This window comes from Streptomyces sp. DSM 116795, from assembly GCF_055792905.1.
This window is the reverse complement of sequence record NZ_CM147707.1, coordinates 254,932-271,881: the sequence shown is the minus strand read 5'-3', so window position 1 is coordinate 271,881 and position 16,950 is coordinate 254,932. Positions and strand designations below refer to the sequence as shown.

The 16,950-nt window shown below is 71.7% G+C and carries 14 protein-coding genes and 1 tRNA gene; 8 read left to right on the top strand and 7 right to left on the bottom strand.

Annotated elements, in window-relative coordinates:
• Positions 1-71 precede the first annotated feature (71 nt).
• Positions 72-145: transfer RNA gene (locus tag ACSMXX_RS01085), tRNA-Pro, on the bottom strand.
• A 199-nt stretch (positions 146-344) separates the two neighbouring features.
• On the opposite strand from ACSMXX_RS01085, the gene ACSMXX_RS01080 reads away from it, so the two are divergent.
• Together ACSMXX_RS01080 and ACSMXX_RS01075 are read left to right on the top strand one after the other, a co-directional pair.
• Entirely contained in the window at positions 345-1,724 is a 1,380-nt protein-coding gene (locus tag ACSMXX_RS01080; protein ID WP_473182127.1) for an NAD(P)/FAD-dependent oxidoreductase, read from the top strand.
• Between the two features lie 299 nt (positions 1,725-2,023).
• Complete coding sequence (locus ACSMXX_RS01075) at positions 2,024-3,091, top strand: glycosyltransferase family 2 protein (protein ID WP_473182126.1); 1,068 nt, start codon at positions 2,024-2,026, stop codon at positions 3,089-3,091.
• A 108-nt stretch (positions 3,092-3,199) separates the two neighbouring features.
• On the opposite strand, the gene ACSMXX_RS01070 is transcribed toward ACSMXX_RS01075, so the two are convergent.
• Positions 3,200-4,483, bottom strand: a complete 1,284-nt coding sequence (locus tag ACSMXX_RS01070) for a 4-hydroxybenzoate 3-monooxygenase (protein WP_473182125.1) — start codon at positions 4,481-4,483, stop codon at positions 3,200-3,202.
• Positions 4,484-4,649: 166 nt separating this feature from the next.
• Between ACSMXX_RS01070 and ACSMXX_RS01065 the strand changes: the two genes are divergently transcribed.
• On the top strand, positions 4,650-5,684 hold the full coding sequence (locus ACSMXX_RS01065; RefSeq protein ID WP_473182124.1) for an NAD-dependent epimerase/dehydratase family protein: 1,035 nt from the start codon (positions 4,650-4,652) through the stop codon (positions 5,682-5,684).
• Positions 5,685-5,893: 209 nt separating this feature from the next.
• On the opposite strand, the gene ACSMXX_RS01060 is transcribed toward ACSMXX_RS01065, so the two are convergent.
• Together ACSMXX_RS01060 and ACSMXX_RS01055 are read right to left on the bottom strand one after the other, a co-directional pair.
• Positions 5,894-7,129, bottom strand: coding sequence for a sensor histidine kinase (locus ACSMXX_RS01060; RefSeq protein ID WP_473182123.1), 1,236 nt, complete (start codon positions 7,127-7,129; stop codon positions 5,894-5,896).
• Positions 7,122-7,934, bottom strand: a complete 813-nt coding sequence (locus ACSMXX_RS01055; protein WP_473182122.1) for a response regulator transcription factor — start codon at positions 7,932-7,934, stop codon at positions 7,122-7,124. Before ACSMXX_RS01055 ends, ACSMXX_RS01060 begins: the two co-directional genes overlap by 8 nt.
• A 124-nt stretch (positions 7,935-8,058) precedes the next feature.
• Here ACSMXX_RS01055 and ACSMXX_RS01050 point away from each other — a divergent pair, with 124 nt between their 5' ends.
• The 3 genes from ACSMXX_RS01050 (at position 8,059) to ACSMXX_RS01040 (ending at position 10,201) form a co-directional block, all read left to right on the top strand.
• On the top strand, positions 8,059-8,733 hold the full coding sequence (locus tag ACSMXX_RS01050) for a glycosyltransferase family 2 protein (RefSeq protein WP_473182121.1): 675 nt from the start codon (positions 8,059-8,061) through the stop codon (positions 8,731-8,733).
• Positions 8,734-8,837: 104 nt separating this feature from the next.
• The gene (locus ACSMXX_RS01045) at positions 8,838-9,476 is read left to right on the top strand and encodes a TIGR04282 family arsenosugar biosynthesis glycosyltransferase (RefSeq protein WP_473182120.1); all 639 of its coding nucleotides are present in this window, start codon (positions 8,838-8,840) and stop codon (positions 9,474-9,476) included.
• A complete protein-coding gene (locus ACSMXX_RS01040) occupies positions 9,473-10,201 on the top strand; it encodes a class I SAM-dependent methyltransferase (RefSeq protein WP_473182119.1) in 729 nt (242 codons plus the stop codon). Before ACSMXX_RS01045 ends, ACSMXX_RS01040 begins: the two co-directional genes overlap by 4 nt.
• On the opposite strand, the gene ACSMXX_RS01035 is transcribed toward ACSMXX_RS01040, so the two are convergent.
• Positions 10,188-11,666 carry a hypothetical protein gene (locus ACSMXX_RS01035; RefSeq protein WP_473182118.1) on the bottom strand — a complete coding sequence of 493 codons (1,479 nt, stop codon included), beginning with the start codon at positions 11,664-11,666 and terminating at the stop codon, positions 10,188-10,190. The genes ACSMXX_RS01040 and ACSMXX_RS01035 overlap by 14 nt on opposite strands.
• Positions 11,667-11,718: 52 nt before the next feature.
• The gene (locus ACSMXX_RS01030; protein WP_473182117.1) at positions 11,719-12,633 is read right to left on the bottom strand and encodes a LysR family transcriptional regulator; all 915 of its coding nucleotides are present in this window, start codon (positions 12,631-12,633) and stop codon (positions 11,719-11,721) included.
• 71 nt (positions 12,634-12,704) lie between these two features.
• Here ACSMXX_RS01030 and ACSMXX_RS01025 point away from each other — a divergent pair, with 71 nt between their 5' ends.
• Both ACSMXX_RS01025 and ACSMXX_RS01020 read left to right on the top strand, forming a co-directional pair.
• Positions 12,705-13,991 carry a M24 family metallopeptidase gene (locus ACSMXX_RS01025; RefSeq protein WP_473182116.1) on the top strand — a complete coding sequence of 429 codons (1,287 nt, stop codon included), beginning with the start codon at positions 12,705-12,707 and terminating at the stop codon, positions 13,989-13,991.
• Between the two features lie 127 nt (positions 13,992-14,118).
• Positions 14,119-15,306: a mandelate racemase/muconate lactonizing enzyme family protein gene (locus tag ACSMXX_RS01020; RefSeq protein WP_473182115.1), complete on the top strand. Its 1,188-nt coding sequence runs from the start codon at positions 14,119-14,121 to the stop codon at positions 15,304-15,306.
• Between the two features lie 95 nt (positions 15,307-15,401).
• On the opposite strand, the gene ACSMXX_RS01015 is transcribed toward ACSMXX_RS01020, so the two are convergent.
• Positions 15,402-16,838: a lipase maturation factor family protein gene (locus ACSMXX_RS01015; RefSeq protein WP_473182114.1), complete on the bottom strand. Its 1,437-nt coding sequence runs from the start codon at positions 16,836-16,838 to the stop codon at positions 15,402-15,404.
• Between the last annotated feature and the right edge of the window lie 112 nt (positions 16,839-16,950).

Below are 16,950 nucleotides of genomic sequence, written 5' to 3'. Positions count from 1 at the left end.
CCCGTAGGAGGCACAGAAGAAAGCCCGCTGACCTGGAGATTCTTGTCTCCGTCAGCGGGCTTACCGTGTTGTCGGGACGGCGGGATTTGAACCCACGACCCCTTGACCCCCAGTCAAGTGCGCTACCAAACTGCGCCACGTCCCGGTGCTCGATCCGGCCCGGGGCCTGTGGCTCCGCGCCGCTCGCGCACGAAGAACAATACATGACGTCCGGCAGTGCCCGCTCACCCCTTCTCGGCCCCCACCAGGCGGTCGGCCTGCGCGGTGTGCGGCGGGTTTGCGCCGGAGGGCCGGGGGAACCGCGGGCAGGGTCCGCGAAGGTCCCTAGGTCTGGAGTGCCAGCCGTGAGCCGGTCCCGCATTGTCATCGTCGGAGCTGGATTCGCCGGGTACAGGGCGGCGAGGACGCTCTCACGCAAGTTCCGCGGATCGGCGGAGATCGTGCTCGTCAACCCGAACGACTACTTCCTCTACCTGCCCCTGCTCCCCGAGGTCTCCGCCGGCGTACTGGAGCCGCGCCGGGTGTCGGTGTCCCTGGCGGGCACGTTGCGTGGCGTACGGCTGGTGCTCGGCGAGGTCGACGGGGTCGACCTCGGGGCGAGGAAGATCACGTACGTGGATCCCGAAGGCAACGGGGGAGAGCTGCGCTACGACCGGCTCGTGCTGACCGTGGGGAGCGTGAACAAGCTGCTGCCCATCCCCGGAGTCGCCGAGCACGCACACGGGTTCCGCGGCATGCCCGAGGCGCTGTATCTGCGTGATCACATCTCGCGGCAGATCGCGATGGCCGCTTCGAGCGAGGACTCCGCCGAGAGCGCCGCACGCTGCACCTTCGTCGTGGTCGGCGCCGGCTACACGGGCACTGAAGTCGCCGCGCACGGAAAGCTGTTCACCGATTCTCTCGCCAAGCAGCACCACCGCGCCGGCAACGGCCTGCGCAGTGACCGGTTGCCGCGCTGGTTGCTTCTGGACATCGCGCCGCGCGTGCTGCCGGAGCTCGACAGGCGTCTGTCGAGGACTGCGCACCGGGTGCTGGCCAAGCGCGGTGTGGAGATACGTACGGGTACGTCGGTGAAGGAGGCCACGAAGGAAGGTGTGCTGCTGGACGACGGCGAGTTCGTCAGCACTCACTCCCTGATCTGGTGCGTGGGTGTGCGGCCGGACCCGCTGGTCGAGGAGACCGGACTTCCCTCGGAGAAGGGCCGGTTGTGCGTCGACGAGTATCTGCAGGTGCCCGGGCACCCGGAGGTGTACGCGTGCGGGGACGCGGCCGCGGTGCCGGATCTGACGCGGCCGGGGGAGTACACGCCGATGACCGGGCAGCACGCGGTGCGGCAGGGGAAGACGGTGGCGTACAACGTCGCCGCCTCGTACGGGTACGGCGAGCGGCGCCCGTACAAGCACAGTGACTTGGGGTTCACCGTCGATCTGGGCGGGCTGCAGGCGGCAGCGAATCCGCTGGGGGTGCCGCTGGCCGGGCCGCTCGCGAACGCCGTGATGCGTGCGTATCACTTGGCGGCGCTGCCCGGGAACCGCGTGCGCGTGGCGGCCGACTGGCTGCTGGACGCGGTGCTGCCGCGGCAGGCCGTGCAGCTGGGGCTTGTGAGGTCGTGGTCGGTGCCGCTGGAGTCCTCGTCACCGGAGCTTGCGCACTCGCCGGGCGGGTCCGATGCCGGCGGCGGGGCCGGTGCCGCGAGCGGGCGGGGGCAGCGTTCCGACGAGTGAGAGCCGCTCTCACGGGTGAGTGAGTTGTCCACAACTCCCGCGCTTTCCACAGAAAGTAGCGGGCGAGCACCGTGAGTGACGGCAGGGGGCTAGCTTTTCCTCGTTCCCGGCGAGAGGCGCCGGGTGGGTTTGGAAGAGGAGGGGCCCATGCACGGGGGGCTGCCGTTCATCGGTGTCAGCGTGCTGGTCTACGGGGTGGTCGGAGCCGTCGTCATAGCGCGTGAAGCGTTGCGGCGGTGCGGGCGGGGACGGCCGGCCGGCGAAGCCCGGGCAGCCACGGCGGACCGGGGGGTGAGGGCATGGCCCGCGGCGTCACGGTGATCATCCCAGCGCACGACGAGGAAGCGGGTCTGCCCGCCACCCTGGAGTCGGTCCTCGGTCAGTCGGTGCCGCCGGAGCAGGTGATCGTTGTGGACGACGCCTCACGCGACCGGACAGGCGAAGTGGCGCGCAGTTACGGGGTGGCGGTGCTGCGTCCGCCGGAGAATCTGGGCAGCAAGGCACGGGCGCAGAATTACGCGCTGCCGCACTGTTCAGGGGAGCTGGTGCTGGCGGTCGACGCCGACACCGTGCTGGCGGGGGACTACATCGAGCGGATGCTTCCCGCCTTCGAAGATCCGGAAGTCGTCGTCGCCGCCGGCAATGTGCAGACGCGCTTCGCACGGACGGTGTGGGAGCGCGGCCGCTCGGTGGAGTATCTCTTCGGTTTTCACTGGCACAGGCCGATCCAGCAGGGTGCCAACAGCCCGATGGTCTGCTCCGGTTGCTGCTCGGTCTTCCGCAGAGGGGTGCTGGTGGACTTCGGTGGCTTCCCCGAGCGCACAATCGTGGAGGACATGGATTTCACCTGGTCACAGCAGATCGCGGGGCGTCGTGCGCGGTACGTCGGGGACGCGGTCGCCTGGGCGGCCGACCCGGAGACGCTGCTCTACATGCGCAAACAGGTGTGGCGCTGGATGGCGGGCTTCTGCCAGAACGTGCGTCTGCACACGGGGCAGTTGCTGCGAAGGAAACCGATGCTCGCGGTGTGGGTGCTGCTGGCGATACTGGAGATCCTGACCGCGCCCCTGTGGTGGAGTGCGCCCTTCGTTCTCACGCTCGGTCTGGGGCGTCCCGCGCTGCCGACGGTGCTGTGGTGGCTGGGAGCGGAACTCGTCTTCACGCTGCCGCCGCTGGTCTATGCGGCGCGCAGACGCCGACTGCCGTTGGGCCGCGTGCTGTTGAACATCCCGTGCGTCTATCCGGCCAAGGTCGTGAACCTGCTGTACGCCTGGAAGGCCGTCGCCGTGGAGCTGGTGCTCGTACCGCTGCGGCTCTCGCGGGGGCTGACGGTTTACGAGAAGGGGCGGGGGTCGGTGCTCGTGTGAGGGGGCCTGGCCGCCGGCGCTGAAGAGACGGTTCGAATGGTGGCGTCCGCACTCCCGGACGGGATGAGCGCCGACTCGCCGGCACGGAGCCGGAGACGGTCGGCCGCCCTATTCGATGAGGGCAAGTCCCGCGTAGTTCTCGGCGAGTTCGGTGGCGGCGGTGCGAGATGAGGCGATGCGTTCGAGCTGGGAGAGCTGGAGCCGGGTGTCGAACGGCGACTGGTCGGGGGAGATGTGCAGCGTGGTGGTCATGAAGTACGAGAAGTGCTCGGCGCGCCAGACCCGCCGGAGACGGTCCGCGGAGTAGCTGTCGAGCGCCCCGGTGTCGCCGGTGGCGTGATACCGGGCGAACGCGCGGGCCAGGACGGCGACATCGGCGACGGCGAGATTGAGGCCCTTCGCTCCGGTGGGCGGCACGATGTGGGCGGCGTCGCCCGCGAGGAACAGACGTCCGTGGCGCATGGGTTCGGTGACGCTGCTGCGCATGGGCAGCACCGCCTTCGAGGTGACGGGCCCGCGGTTCAGCCTCCAGTCGCTGTCGCCGCCCAGGGCGAAGCGGGCGTCGAGTTCGTCCCAGATCCGCTCTTCGGGCCACTCATCGGGGTCGGTTCCGTTCGGCACCTGCAGATAGAGGCGGCTGACGGAGGGAGAACGCATGCTGTGCAGGGCGAAACCTCGCGGCGAGTGCGCGTAGATCAACTCTTCGCAGGCGGGAGGCGCGTCGGCGAGTATGCCGAGCCAGGAGTACGGATATTCGCGCTCGTAGGTACGGGCCGCGGAAACGGGCAGCGCGTTGCGCGAGACGCCGTGGAAGCCGTCGCAACCCACGACGAAGTCGCAGCGCAGTACCCGCTCACGGCCCTCGTAGGTGTAGTGGACCTCCGGTTTCTCCGGACCGGAGAGACCGGAGGAACCGCCGGCCCCGTCCTGCTCCACACCCGGCGCGAATCCGGAGACGGAGCGGACTTCGGCACCGAAGAGCAGGGGCGCGCCGTCGGAGAGCCCGGACAGCTGCAGTGCGATGAGGTCCTTGACGATCTCCGTCTGGGCGTAGATCGTCACGCGGCGGCCGCCCGCGAGCGCGGGGAAGTCGATGTGCTGGGACCGTCCGCCGAAGCGCAGTTCGATGCCGTCGTGCACCAGGCCCTCGCTGTCGAGCCGCGCTCCGGCGCCGCAGCCGCGGAGCACGTCGACCGTCGTCTGCTCCAGCATGCCCGCCCGCTGACGCTGCTCCACGTATGAGCGGTCACGGCTCTCGAGCACGACGTTGTCGATTCCGGAGCGGTGCAGCAGCCGGGAGAGCAGCAGCCCGGCCGGACCGCCGCCGATGATGCCGACGGTGGTCTCCTCCGGGACGTGCACTGCGGGCCGGCCGTTCGAACTCTCCGTCATCACCGGGCTCCCAGGAGGCGGAGGACCGGAGCAGGGCAGAAATCAGCGGCCTTGGCGCACATGCAGTGATCGTCTCAACGGCACGGCCGCCTGACCAGACCTTACGGAAGGCTGACATACGTCCGGGTTCGGCCTGACAGGGGCTTCTCGACCGTAGCGTGGCGTCATGCGTGTACTTGTGACTGGCGGTTCGGGATTCATCGGCTCCCACATCGTGACCGTGCTCGAGGAGGCGGGGCACGAGCCCGTGGTCTTCGACACGGCCGCGGACCGGGGGATCCGCGGTGACGTCAGGGACCGGACGGCGGTTACGGAGGCCCTGCAAGGGGCCGACGCCGTCTGTCACCAGTCCGCGATGGTGGGGCTGGGCAAGGGGTTCGCCGACGCGTCCGCGTACGTCGGCAACAACGACCTCGGCACCGCCGTGCTGCTGGAGCAGATGGCCGGGACAGGGGTGCACAGGCTCGTCCTCGCCGGCTCCATGGTGGTCTACGGGGAGGGCCGGTACAGCTGTCCGGCACACGGGGTGGTGCGGCCGGGCCCGCGTTCCGTACGGGACCTGGACAGCGGCCGCTTCGAGCCGCCCTGCCCGCGGTGCGGTGCGGCGCTCGCCCCCGAACTCGTCGAGGAGGACGCCCCCGCCGACCCGCGGAACGTCTACGCGACGACGAAGCTGGCACAGGAACATCTGGCGGCAGCGTGGGCGCGCGCCACGGACGGCCGCGCCGTCAGCCTCCGCTACCACAACGTCTACGGCGACGGGATGCCGAGGGACACCCCTTACGCGGGAGTGGCCTCGTTCTTCCGTTCGGCTCTGGAGCGCGGTGAGGCGCCCCGCGTGTACGAGGACGGTGCTCAGCGCCGTGACTTCGTCCACGTCGACGATGTCGCGGCGGCGAACGTTCTGGCGCTGGAGGCCCTCGACGAGCTGCCGCGCGGCGGGCTGCGCCCGTACAACACGGGGAGCGGGCAGCCCCACACGGTGGGGGAGATGGCCCATGAGCTGGCCGAGGCGTTCGGCGGGCCCGCACCTGTGGTGACGGGGGAGTACCGCCTGGGGGACGTACGGCACATCACCGCTTCCTCCGAGCGGTTCCGCAGGGAATTGGGCTGGAGCGCACGCGTGCCGTTCGCCGAGGGAATGGCGCGCTTCGCGAAGGACGAACTGTCCGCGGCCGCCCGACCCTCAGCGGTTTCCTGAGCCGCCGGGCCCGGCAGCATTCGGCAACGCCGGGCATCCGCCTGGTACTTCGCCCTGCAGCGGGTCAGCGGGTCAGCGGGTCAGCGGGTCGACTCTGCTTGTGTGCCCGGCCCGTTGGACCGGTCGGGGCGCTGCCGGGAGCTTCCGTACTGCCGGAGCTTCAGTGCCCGTGGTTTCAGTGCCACCGGAGCTTCAGTGCCACCGGAGCTTCAGTGACAGGCCGGAAGGGTGACTTCGAACCGGCAGCCTCCCGGCACGTTGCGCACTGCGGCGCGCCCCTTGTGGGCCTCGACGATGCCGCGCACGATCGCCAGCCCGAGTCCCGCGCCACCGGGCGGTGTACGGGCATCGGTGCCGCGCCAGCCGGTGTCGAACACACGCGGAAGGTCGTCGGCCGGGATCCCGCCGCAGCCGTCGGTGACCGTGAGCACCACGGCGTTCTCCTCCCGCCTGGCGGCCACCGCGACCGTGCCGTCGGCGGGGGTGCGGTGAATGGCGTTGACGAGGAGGTTGGCCAGCACGCGGGACATCTCCTTGCCGTCCACCTCCAACGGGACCTGCTCCACGCCCTCGTCGGCGAGCCGCACTCCCAGTTCGGACGCGATGGCGTCGGCTCCCGCGATGGCGTCGCTGACGAGGTCGTACGCGGAGATGCGGGTGGGGGAGAGGACGAGCGAACCTGCCTGGATGCGGGAGAGTTCGAAGAGGTCGCCGACCATTCCGGAGAGGCGTTCGACCTCGCCTCGTATCTGCCGGTGATAGCGGGACGGGTCCTCGACCATGCCGTCCTCCAGTGCCTCGGCCATGGCGCGCAGCCCGGCGAGGGGCGACCGCAGGTCGTGCGAGATCCAGGCCACCAGCTCACGGCGTGACGACTCCAGTGCGCGCTCGCGATCCCGCGACTTGGCGAGCCTGGCGCTGGTATGCGCCAACTGGCGGGAGAGCGAGGCCAGTTCGGCCGGCATGGGAGTGGAAGGCTCCACGAATCCACCTCCCGCGATCCCCGGACCCGTACGGCCGTCCCCGCCGACCCGGCCGACCCCGCTATCCCCGCCGAGCCCGCCATACCCGGCGACCCCGCCATACCTGCCGGCCCCGCCGGCCCCGTCCACATCACCGACGTCGCCGAGCGCACGCGCCGCCTGCTCCAGTGCACGGTGCCCGCCGATGACCCAGCGTCCGAGTAGCAACGCGGTGGCCGTCGCCGTCACACCAGCCATCGCGCACACCGTCGTGACCACACCCAGGTCGTGCTTGTTGAGGAGCATCGCCCACGCCACCGACAACGTGCCGGCCAGCACGGAGCCGACGGCCACGGCGGTCAGCACCGCGAGCGACACTGCGACCGACCTGCGCCGCAGAGCCCGCAGGGCGAGCAGTCCGGCGAGTCCGACGGCCGCTGCTCCGAGCGCCGCGTAGAGCGCGATCAGCAGCAGGTCACGCATCACCGCCTCCCTCCCGGCCGCCACCGCCGCTCCCGGCAGGGGGCCCACCGCCCGCGCTGTCCGCACTGCCCGTACCGGTCACACCGCCCGGGCCGCCGTCGCCGCTGTCGTCGAAGCGGTAGCCGACACCCCACACCGTCGTGATCAGCCGGGGATGCGCGGGGTCGGCCTCGACCTTGTGCCGGAGGCGCCGTACGTGCACGGTCACCGTCGACAGGTCGCCGAAGTCCCAGCCCCACACGTCCGCCATGAGCTCCTCCCGGCTGAAGGCCCGCCCCGGATGGCGCAGGAAGTGCGCGAGCAGGTCGAACTCGCGCAGCGTCAGCGCGAGTGCGCCACGGGCGTCGGAGACCGCGCGGGCATCCGGGTCGAGCGTGATGCCGCCCCCCGTCAGCAGCGGGCCCCCTGGCGGCGGCGCACCGGCGCGGCGCAGCACCGACTCGACACGCAGCACCAGTTCTCGCGGTGAGAAGGGCTTGGTGACGTAGTCGTCGGCGCCCACTTCGAGGCCGAGGATCCGGTCCTCCTCGTCGCCGCGTGCCGTCAGCATCACCACGGGCACCGGTCCGTGCTCGCGCAATCGTCTGCACACCTGGAGGCCGTCGAGGCCCGGCAGCATCAGGTCCAGTACGACGAGGTCGGGCGGCTCGGCCTGTGCGCGGTAGAGCGCGTCGATGCCGTCCGCCGCGCGGTCGACGACGAAGCCGGAGCGGTCGAGATAGCCGGCGACCACCTCCGTGACGGTCGGATCGTCGTCCACGACCAGGACACGTCGGCGGGCCTGCGCCGAAGGCTGCGTTCGCATATGCGGATTCTGGCACCCACCCCGGTCACGGGTCCCCGGTCAGACGGGCCAGCAGCGGGGACGTCAGGCTTCCGTAAGGTGCGTCGGTCCCTTATGTCCGTTCTGGGTTCGTAGGGTGAGGCAGATGCAGACGACCACCAACTCGCAGTCCTGGCACGGGGACCTGGTGCTTCCGTGCCTCAACGAGGCCGAAGCGCTGCCATGGGTGCTGGAGAGGATTCCGGCCGGCTGGCGGGCGATCGTCGTCGACAACGGCTCGACGGACGGCTCCGCCGACATCGCACGGCAGCACGGCGCCACCGTGGTGCGCGAGGAGCGCCGCGGATTCGGAGCCGCCTGCCATGCGGGCCTGCTCGCGGCGGAAGCGGAGTTCGTCGCGTTCTGCGACTGCGACGCCACCCTCGACCCGGGCATGCTGCCGCGGGTCTCGGCTCCCGTACGGACGGGAGAGGCGGATCTCGTACTGGCACGGCGGCGGCCCACCCGGCGCGGGGCCTGGCCACTGCACGCCCGCCTGGGCAACCGCGCGCTGGCGCGGATGGTGCGGCGCCGCACGGGTGTGCGGTTGCGCGACCTGGGGCCGCTGCGCGTCGCCCGCCGGACGGCGCTGCTGGAGCTGGGCCTGACGGACCGGCGCAGCGGATATCCCTTGCAGATGGTGGTGCGCGCCGCCGACGCGGGCTGGCGCATCACCGAGACGGAGGTCGGCTACCGGCCCCGTGCGGGCAAGTCGAAGGTGACCGGCACCTGGCTCGGCACCTGGCACGCGGTTCGTGACATGCAGGCGGTGCTGCGATGACGGGCAGCCGGCCGGCGGCAGCCCCGGCAGCGGGACCCGTTCCCGCGCCGGAACCCGCACCCGTGCCGAGTCCCGCACCCGCATCGGCCCCCGCACCCGCACCCGTGCCCTCACCCACGACCGTGCTCGTGATCGCCAAGGAGCCCGTGCCCGGCCGTGCCAAGACCCGGCTGACGCCCCCGTACCGCCCCGAGGAGGCGGCGCGGCTCGCGGAGGCGGCCCTCGCGGACACCCTGGAGACGGTCGCGCGGACGCCCGCGCGCCGACGCGTGCTGGTGCTCGCGGGCCGTCCGGGACCCTGGCTGCCCGACGGATTCGAGGTGGTCCCGCAGTCCGAGGGCGGCCTCGACGCCCGGATCGCGGCGGCGTTCGGAAGATGTGACGGACCGGCACTGCTCATCGGCATGGACACCCCGCAGATCACGGCCGGCCTGCTCGCCCCCGCCACCGGGCCCGGCGCATGGGACGGTTGCGACGCCTGGTTCGGCCCGGCCGCGGACGGCGGCTTCTGGGCCCTGGGCATGGCACGCCCGCGGCCTGAACTCGTGCTCGGCGTACCGATGTCCAGGCAGGAGACGGGTGCGCTGCAGCGGCGCCGGCTCGTCGAGGCGGGCCTTTCCGTACGGGATCTGCCGGTGCTCCGCGACGTGGACACCGCCGCCGACGCCGCCGAGATCGCCGCGCTCACCCCCGGACGCTTCGCCTCCGTGCACGCGGACCTGGCCGGGGCGGTGTCGCGGTGAGCGCACCCGCACTTCCCTGGTGTACGGAGCGGGACCCGTACGCCGACGCGCTGCGCGCCGGGCGCGGACCCCTGTTCCTGCGGCGGCCCGACGGCTGGCTGCTGCCGCTGGAGGTGGAGCGGTGGTGTGCCCACGCCGACCAGGCGGACATGAGCGTCCTGGGGCGCTGCACGGGTGCCGTCCTCGACATCGGCTGCGGTCCGGGACGGCTGGTCGCGGCACTGGCCGGACTGGGCGTGCCCGCGCTGGGCGTCGACACCTCCCCTGCCGCGGTCTCCCGTACGCGCGGAGCGGGCGGTGCGGCACTGCAGCGGTCCGTATTCGAACCGCTTCCGGGCGAGGGACGCTGGCAGAGCGCACTCCTCCTGGACGGCAACATCGGCATCGGCGGCGACCCGTCGGTTCTGCTCGCACGTATACGCGAACTCCTCGCGCCCGAAGGGCTGTTGTACGTCGAGGCGTCGCCGGCGGAGGTCGAGGAGAAGACAGAGGTGTGCCTGGACGACGGCACCGGCGGTCAGGGGCCGGTCTTCCTGTGGGCGAGGCTCGGCCGCGGAGCACTGCGCGGCAGCGCCGCCGCGGCGGGGTGGAGCGTGGTCGAGGAATGGCAGTGCCTGGGGCGGCCGTTCATGTCGCTCAGCCCCGGCCGCACGGCGGCCCCGGCGGTCCCGTCGCGGAAGCCGGAGGGCGGATCAGCACGGCCCGCACTGCTCACCAGCCCGTGATCAGCAGGTGGTTGACGGTCAGCGCGAGCGCCGCCTGTGCCGCGAGCCACCAGCGGCGCGCGCCGGGCGGCAGCAGTGCCGTCGCCGGCAGCAGCCACAGGGTGAACGGCAGCCAGATGCGTTCCGTCTCGCCTTTGCTCATCCCCGACAGGTCGGCGGCGAGCACACAGCACACGCCGCCCGCGACAAGGAGGATCAGGGCCCGGTGCCGCTGCCCCAGCAGGGGCCGATTCGCCTGCTGGGCCTGCTCGTTCCCGTGGTCACCGCCGCCCTGGCGCCGGCCCACGAGTGCCCGGGCGCCGGCCGCCGCCCTGCGCAGTGACGCGACGACGGCGGGCCCCACGACGGCGGTCTGTGCCGCCAGGTTGGCCCACACGAAGTAGCCGTACGGACGGACCCGTGCCGCCCCCTGGTAATAGCGCTCGACGAGCGTCGACCAGCCCTCGAACCACCAGAAGCCGGCTGCCGTGAAGAGGACGAACCACGGCGCCATGCCCAGCAGTACGAGCGGAACCGGACGCACCGTACGCGCCGCGGTCAGCACCGCGAGCGCGAGAAACCCCGTCAGAATCAGCCCGTACGACAGATAGCAGGCCAGCCCGAACAGCAGCCCGGAACCGAGCGCGGCCCGGCGGGGTGCCCGTACCTTCCCGGTGGCCGCCAGCGCGAGCAGCGCCAGCGCCCACGCGGCGACAGCCGTGAAGTAGCCGTCGGCCGAGACGCCCGTCCACACCGCGGCCGGGGCGAGCACCGCATACGGCGCGCAACTGCGGGCGGTCTCCTCGGACACCAGGGCACGCACTGTCACCAGCACCGCCGCCACCGCCGAAGTCCCGGCGGTGATGACGAAGGCCGAGGCCCACACGCCGCCGCCGAGTCCGATTCGGTCGAGCCCCACGAAGGTCAGCAGCGCCGCAGGCGGATGACCGGCGACATGCGGGGGCCAGTTGTCCGGGGCGTCCATGAGGATGCGGCCGGTGAAGCCGCGCAGCGTGGCACCGATGTCGTGTACGTCGCCGACGGACTGCAGATACTCGTACGCCGTCGTCAGACGGGTGGCGACCCCGCGGTTCCAGCCGTCGACCAGGGTCAGCGACCAGCTCCACGCCATCGCGCCTGCCCACGCCGCGGGCAGGAGGGCGCGCCAGGTCAGCGTGCCGGCGAGGCGCGGACCGTAGGCGATCACCAGCACCGCCACGGCGCACGCGGCGACGGTGCCGGGTCCCCAGTGCGGCATCCAGTACGCGTAGAGAGGCGGCAGGCGCAGCCGCAGTGTCTGTGAGCTGTTGTCATAACCCTGGCCCACCACTGCGGCGGTCGCGAAGAACAGCGCCGCGCCTGCCACCACGGCCAGGTCGCCGGGGGTAACGGTGCGGGAAGCGGCGCCATCCGCGCCATCCGCGCCGGCCGTCCGGCCGCCTGGTTCGCGTTCCGGCCGTCCGGGCCTGTGGGTCGAAGTGGTCACAGCCCCACGGTAGGTCGCTGACCAGCGCTGTCGTGGTTCCCCGTAGCAGACGTCACTGAGCTGTCAGATCGGCCGCGTCACACAGAGCGGCCGTCAGCGCGGAGACCGCCGGATCGCGTGCCGCCCCGGCCCGTACCGCCACGGAGACCTTGCGCGTCAGCTCCAGCCCGGCAACTTCGCACAGCCGTACGTCGGTTGAGAGCGGTTCGGCGACGAGCCGAGGTATCAGGGACACACCGAGGCCCGCCTCGACGAGCGACATGATCACGGTGTAGTCGTCGCTGGTGTAGTCGAGGCGGGGCTCGAAACCCGCCTGCTGGCAGGCGCGTTCGAGTACGGCCCGCAGGGCGTTGTCGCTGTGCGGCGCGATCCACGGCTCCTCCCGCAGATCCGCCAGCGCGAGCGGGGCGCCGTCCGCCGGCGGGACGTGACCGGGCGGCAGCGCGGCGACCAGCGGCTCCTGCAGCAACTGCCGCAGACGGACACCTTCGTCGGGCAGCCTCGGCAGCAGGTTGTACTCGTAGACGAGCGCCACGTCGCAGGCGTGCTGCCGCAGACCGCGCACGGATTCCTCCGGTTCGCGCTCGTCCAGCTGCACCCGCAGATCCGGGTGTGCCGCCCGGCAGGCGGCGATCGCGGGAGCGGCGAGCGCCACGGCGGCGCTGGGGAAGCTGCTGAGCCGCACCGTTCCGCGCACGCTGCTGCTGAGAGCCGACACTTCGGCACGTGCCCGCTCCAGCTCGGCCAGGACCCGCTCCGTGGAGGCGACCAGGACGCGGGCGGCCTCGGTGAGGACCACTCGCCGCCCGTCGCGCACCAGCAGCGGCGTGCCCGCCTCCCGCTCCAGCAGCGACAGTTGCTGCGATACGGCGGACGGCGTCAGTGAGCATGCCTCGGCCGTGGCGGCGATCGTCCCGTGAGTGGCCAGTTCCCTCAGCAGACGCAGCCGCCGCACTTCGTAGAACATGTAGTCACGCTAACGGCCGCCATCGGAAATCGTCGCTGGTCGGACAGGGTCGGGACGCTCACACTGGCGCCATGACAGCCGATCTCCTGGCACACGGAGCCCAAACCGATTCCGGTTCCGGATCCGGAACCGTCGCGGACGCGTGTTCGGCCGCGGACGCTGCCTCTGTCCCGGACGCCGGCACGCCCTCCGTCTCGCCGGCCGAGTACGCGGACCGCGTCGCCGCACTGCGCGCCGCCATGCGGCGCCGCGGTCTGTCGGCACTGGCCCTCGCCAGTCCGGAGAACGTCCACTATCTGCTGGGGCTCGACCACTTGGGCCACTTCGCCTTCACGCTGCTGGTGCTGCCCCGCAGCGGGCCGCCGGTCCTGGTGGCACGCCGGATGGAGCGCCGCACGCTGCGCGATCAGGTGCCGCACGTACGTCATGCCCTGTACGGCGACGGCCGGGACCCCGCGCGGGTAGCGGCCCAGGAGCTCGGGCGCGCGTGTCCGGCCGGCGGGACCGTGGGCGTCGAGGAGCAGTCGATGGCCTTCCCGCCGGCCGTGCTGGCCCGTATCCGCGGGCATCTGCCGGGGCTGCGCTGGACGGACTGTTCTGCGCTTCCGGCACGGCTGCGGCGCATCAAGTCGCCCGCGGAGACGGCTCTTGTGCGGCGCGCCGCGGAGATCTCCGGGGTGGCGATGCGCGCCGCACTGGCCACGGCGGACGTGGGAGTCAGCGAACGGGTCGTCGCCGCGCAGGCCCAGCGGGCGATGACGGAGGCCGGCGGCCAGCAGCCCGGTTTCGTACCGCTGATCCGCTCCACCAGCAGGCTCGGGCAGGAGCACGTCACCTGGGGCGACCACCGGATCGCCCCGGGGGAAGGGCTGTTCGTCGAGCTGTCCGGGTGCGTGCACCGCTATCACGCGCCCATGAGCCGGACCGTCTACTGCGCCGCTCCGCCCGCGGGCGCGAGCGAGGCCGCAGCGGCGGCGTTCGCGGGGCTGGCGGCGGCGCGGGCGGCGCTCGTCCCCGGCGTGCGTACGGGCGAGGTGTACGCGGCCTGGGCCGGTGCCGTCGCGGGGGTCACCGGACGGCGTCCGCGCCGTCACCACTGCGGCTATCTCACCGGGGCCGGATTCCCGCCGAGCTGGGTGGGCGGCGGACCGGTGCTGGGAATCCGCGCCGGAGGCGGCACGCGCGTACGGGCCGGGATGGTCTTCCACCTCATGTCGTGGGTCGAACTCCCCGCCGGATACGTCGTCTCGGACACGGCGCTCGTCGGCGAGAGCGGGTGCGAACTGCTCACCGGGACACCGGACGCCCCGCCCGGACTGCTCGCGCCGCCGCCGGAAGCCGCGAGCCCGGACCACTGACCGCTGCCCTCGACCACGCAGCGGCACCGGGTCCCGAAGCACGCATGCCGTTCAGCCCGGAATCAGGAAGCCCGCAAGCCCGCAAGCCCCGTAAGTCCGTATGTCCGTACGCCCGAAGGAGGCCCCCTTGCGCATCACACGTGTGCGCGCCACACCCGTCGCCGTTCCCTACCGCAGGGACGAGGTCTGGGCGTTCGGACGCCGCAGCGGACTGGTCGCCCTGCTCGTCGAGGTCGACACCGACGAAGGACTGACCGGCCTGGGTGAGGCCGCGGCCTACCCGTCCGCGGACGCCGTTCTCGGCGCGCTGCGCAGTATGGAGCCTCTCGTCCTGGGCTCCGACCCGCTCCGCATCGAACAGCTCATCCAGCGCATCGACGTCGTCGGCACCTACCACCACACAGGGTCCTCCAGCCCGGCCGCCGCGGCGCTGGAGACCGCGTGCTGGGACCTGCTCGGCAAGTCCTGCGGAATGCCGGTCGTGAGCCTGCTCGGAGGGCCCTTCCGCGACCGCGTGGAGTTCTTCCACTACGTCGCCGCCGACGACCCCGACGAGGTGCGCGCGGAGGGCGCCCGCGCCGCCGGTGCCGGAGCGCGGACCTGCTATCTCAAGGTCGGCTCCGACGACTTGGGCACCGACCTCGCGCGGCTCGCCGCCCTGCGCGAGGGAGCAGGCCGGGACATCGGCATCCGTGTCGACGCCAACGAAGCCTGGTCGGCGGGGGCGGCCGTGCGCGCCGTCGCGGCGATGGAGGAGTACGGACTCGAACTCGTCGAACAGCCGGTGTCGGGACGGAATCTGCCCGAGACGGCGTACGTGCGCTCCCGCATCGACACGCCCCTGCTCGCCAACGAGGCGTCCTGGACACGCTCCGACCAGTTCGCCGTGCTGCGCGAGGGCGCCGCCGACGTCGTCTCCGCCGACCAGCAGATGGACGGGGGACTGCTCAACCTCAAGCGCTCGGCGGGAATCTGCGCGGCTGCCGGGGTGCCCGTGGTGAAGCACTCCCTCGGCGAACTCGGAGTCGCCGTCGCCGCATCCGTGCACGTCATCGCCTCGACTCCCAACTTCCGCTGTGCGAACCAGGGTTACGGCGCGCTGCTGACCGACGACATCGTGGCCGGCGGTTTCGCCGGCCCGCTGGAGAACTACACCGGCGGCTGCCTCGACGTACCGCAGGGGCCAGGACTCGGCGTCGAGCTCGACGCCGAAAAGGTCGGCCGCTACGCCGAGTTGTACCGGGAGTCGGGCGGCGCCTTCTCCTTCCACGACCCTCACGCGCTCAGCCGCGCACCCGCACTGCCCAAGCGGTAGGCAGGCGGCACGCAGCAGCCGCGCACGGGACTACGGAAGTCCGCGTACCTTCCCTGGACCCTGCGCGCACCTTCCGCGGACCGTCCCAGGACCGGCTACCTGCCCGTCCGTTCCTCGTCCGTCGCAGCCCGGACGGGCGGCATGAACTCCCGCACCAGCGTGCGGTGCCACCAGTCGCCCGTCTCCCGCCGTTCCTCGCGGGTGGTGAAGCGGTAGCGGTACAGCAGCGCCCGTACGTGCGTGGGCGGTGCGCCGGGGAAGGGATTGCGGCGAAGGAGCCGCAGCGTGTCGCAGTCGCCCTCCAGCAGCCGCGCCACGAAGGGCTCGAACCAGCCCGCCGCGTAGGCGGGCGAGAGCGCGGCGAACCACATCTGCCAGTCCAGGCGCAGATGGTACGGAGCGAACTGGCGGGGCATACGGCTCACATCGCCGGGCTTCCCCCGGAAGTCGTACTCCCGCCAGACGGCCTGCTCGCCGGGCTCCACCGCGTCCGTACCCTCGACGACGATCTCGTGCCGCACCCGGGTGACGCTGCCGAAGGCGCCGTAAGTGTTCACCAGGTGGAGGGAGTTGAAGGACGCGTTCATCTGCTGGCCGCGGCTGATCATGTTGCGGACCGGCCAGAAGCTCAGCGCGGCCACCAGGGCCGTCACCACGCAGACGAGGACCACGTACCACAGCGGCGGCGCGGCCGAGGTCGGCGGCGGCGTCCCCGTGACGAGTGAACTGTCCACGGCGGCAAGGGCGATGACGATCGTCAGCCAGTTCAGCCACGAGAAGTTGCCCGACAGCACCAGCCACAGCTGAGTGACGATGACGACCGCCGCCGCGAAGGTGGCGACAGGCTGCGGCATCAGCAGCCCGAACGGCACCACGAGCTGCGCCACATGGTTGGCTGCCACCTCGACGCGGTGGAGAGGTTTCGGCAGACGGTGGAAGAACCGGCTGAGCGGACCCGGCATCGGCTGCGTCTCGTGGTGGTGGTCCAGGCACGTCAGCTCGCGCCAGCAGCGGTCACCCCGCCACTTGATCAGACCCGCCCCGAACTCCAGCCGGAAGGCCAGCCAGCGCAGCAGCCACAGAACGAGCACCGGAGGGGCCGTCTCGTCGTTGCCGAGGAAGACCGCGAGGAATCCGGCCTCCAGCAGCAGCGACTCCCAGCCGAAGCTGTACCAGATCTGCCCGACGTTGACGATCGAGAGATAAGCGAGCCACAGCAGCGCCCACATCAGCATCGACGCCCACAGCGGCACGGCGTCCGCGGCACCGGCCACGACCGCCGCCGACAGTGCGACGCCGCCCCAGCTGACGCAGGCGAACAGCCTGTCGGAGTAGCGCCACTGGAAGAGACTCGGAAAGGCGCGGAAGGGCACGCGCCGCACGAACCGGGGTACCGGCGTCAGACCGCGCTCGCCGATCAGCGCCCGGAACTGCAGCGCCGCCGAGACGAAGGCGACCAGATAGACACCGGCCAGTGCCCGCTGGAGCACGAGCCGGGTCAGCCAGTAGTCGGATGCCGAGAACCAGTCCATGAGGCACGGATACCACCGTCACGGGCCGCGATGGGTGGCGGCACGAGCTAGTGCTGTAGCCGGGGAGGTTTGCCGGGAAGCTCGCGGCGTCCGGTGCATGGGGTCTCCCCAG

Coding starts and splice junctions, on each gene's coding strand:
- ACSMXX_RS01075 (WP_473182126.1), top strand. CDS start 2,024: ATGGCCCGCGGCGTCACGGTGATCATCCCAGCGCACGACGAGGAAGCG.
- ACSMXX_RS01070 (WP_473182125.1), bottom strand. CDS start 4,483: ATGACGGAGAGTTCGAACGGCCGGCCCGCAGTGCACGTCCCGGAGGAG.
- ACSMXX_RS01065 (WP_473182124.1), top strand. CDS start 4,650: ATGCGTGTACTTGTGACTGGCGGTTCGGGATTCATCGGCTCCCACATC.
- ACSMXX_RS01060 (WP_473182123.1), bottom strand. CDS start 7,129: ATGCGTGACCTGCTGCTGATCGCGCTCTACGCGGCGCTCGGAGCAGCG.
- ACSMXX_RS01055 (WP_473182122.1), bottom strand. CDS start 7,934: ATGCGAACGCAGCCTTCGGCGCAGGCCCGCCGACGTGTCCTGGTCGTG.
- ACSMXX_RS01050 (WP_473182121.1), top strand. CDS start 8,059: ATGCAGACGACCACCAACTCGCAGTCCTGGCACGGGGACCTGGTGCTT.
- ACSMXX_RS01030 (WP_473182117.1), bottom strand. CDS start 12,633: ATGTTCTACGAAGTGCGGCGGCTGCGTCTGCTGAGGGAACTGGCCACT.
- ACSMXX_RS01025 (WP_473182116.1), top strand. CDS start 12,705: ATGACAGCCGATCTCCTGGCACACGGAGCCCAAACCGATTCCGGTTCC.
- ACSMXX_RS01015 (WP_473182114.1), bottom strand. CDS start 16,838: ATGGACTGGTTCTCGGCATCCGACTACTGGCTGACCCGGCTCGTGCTC.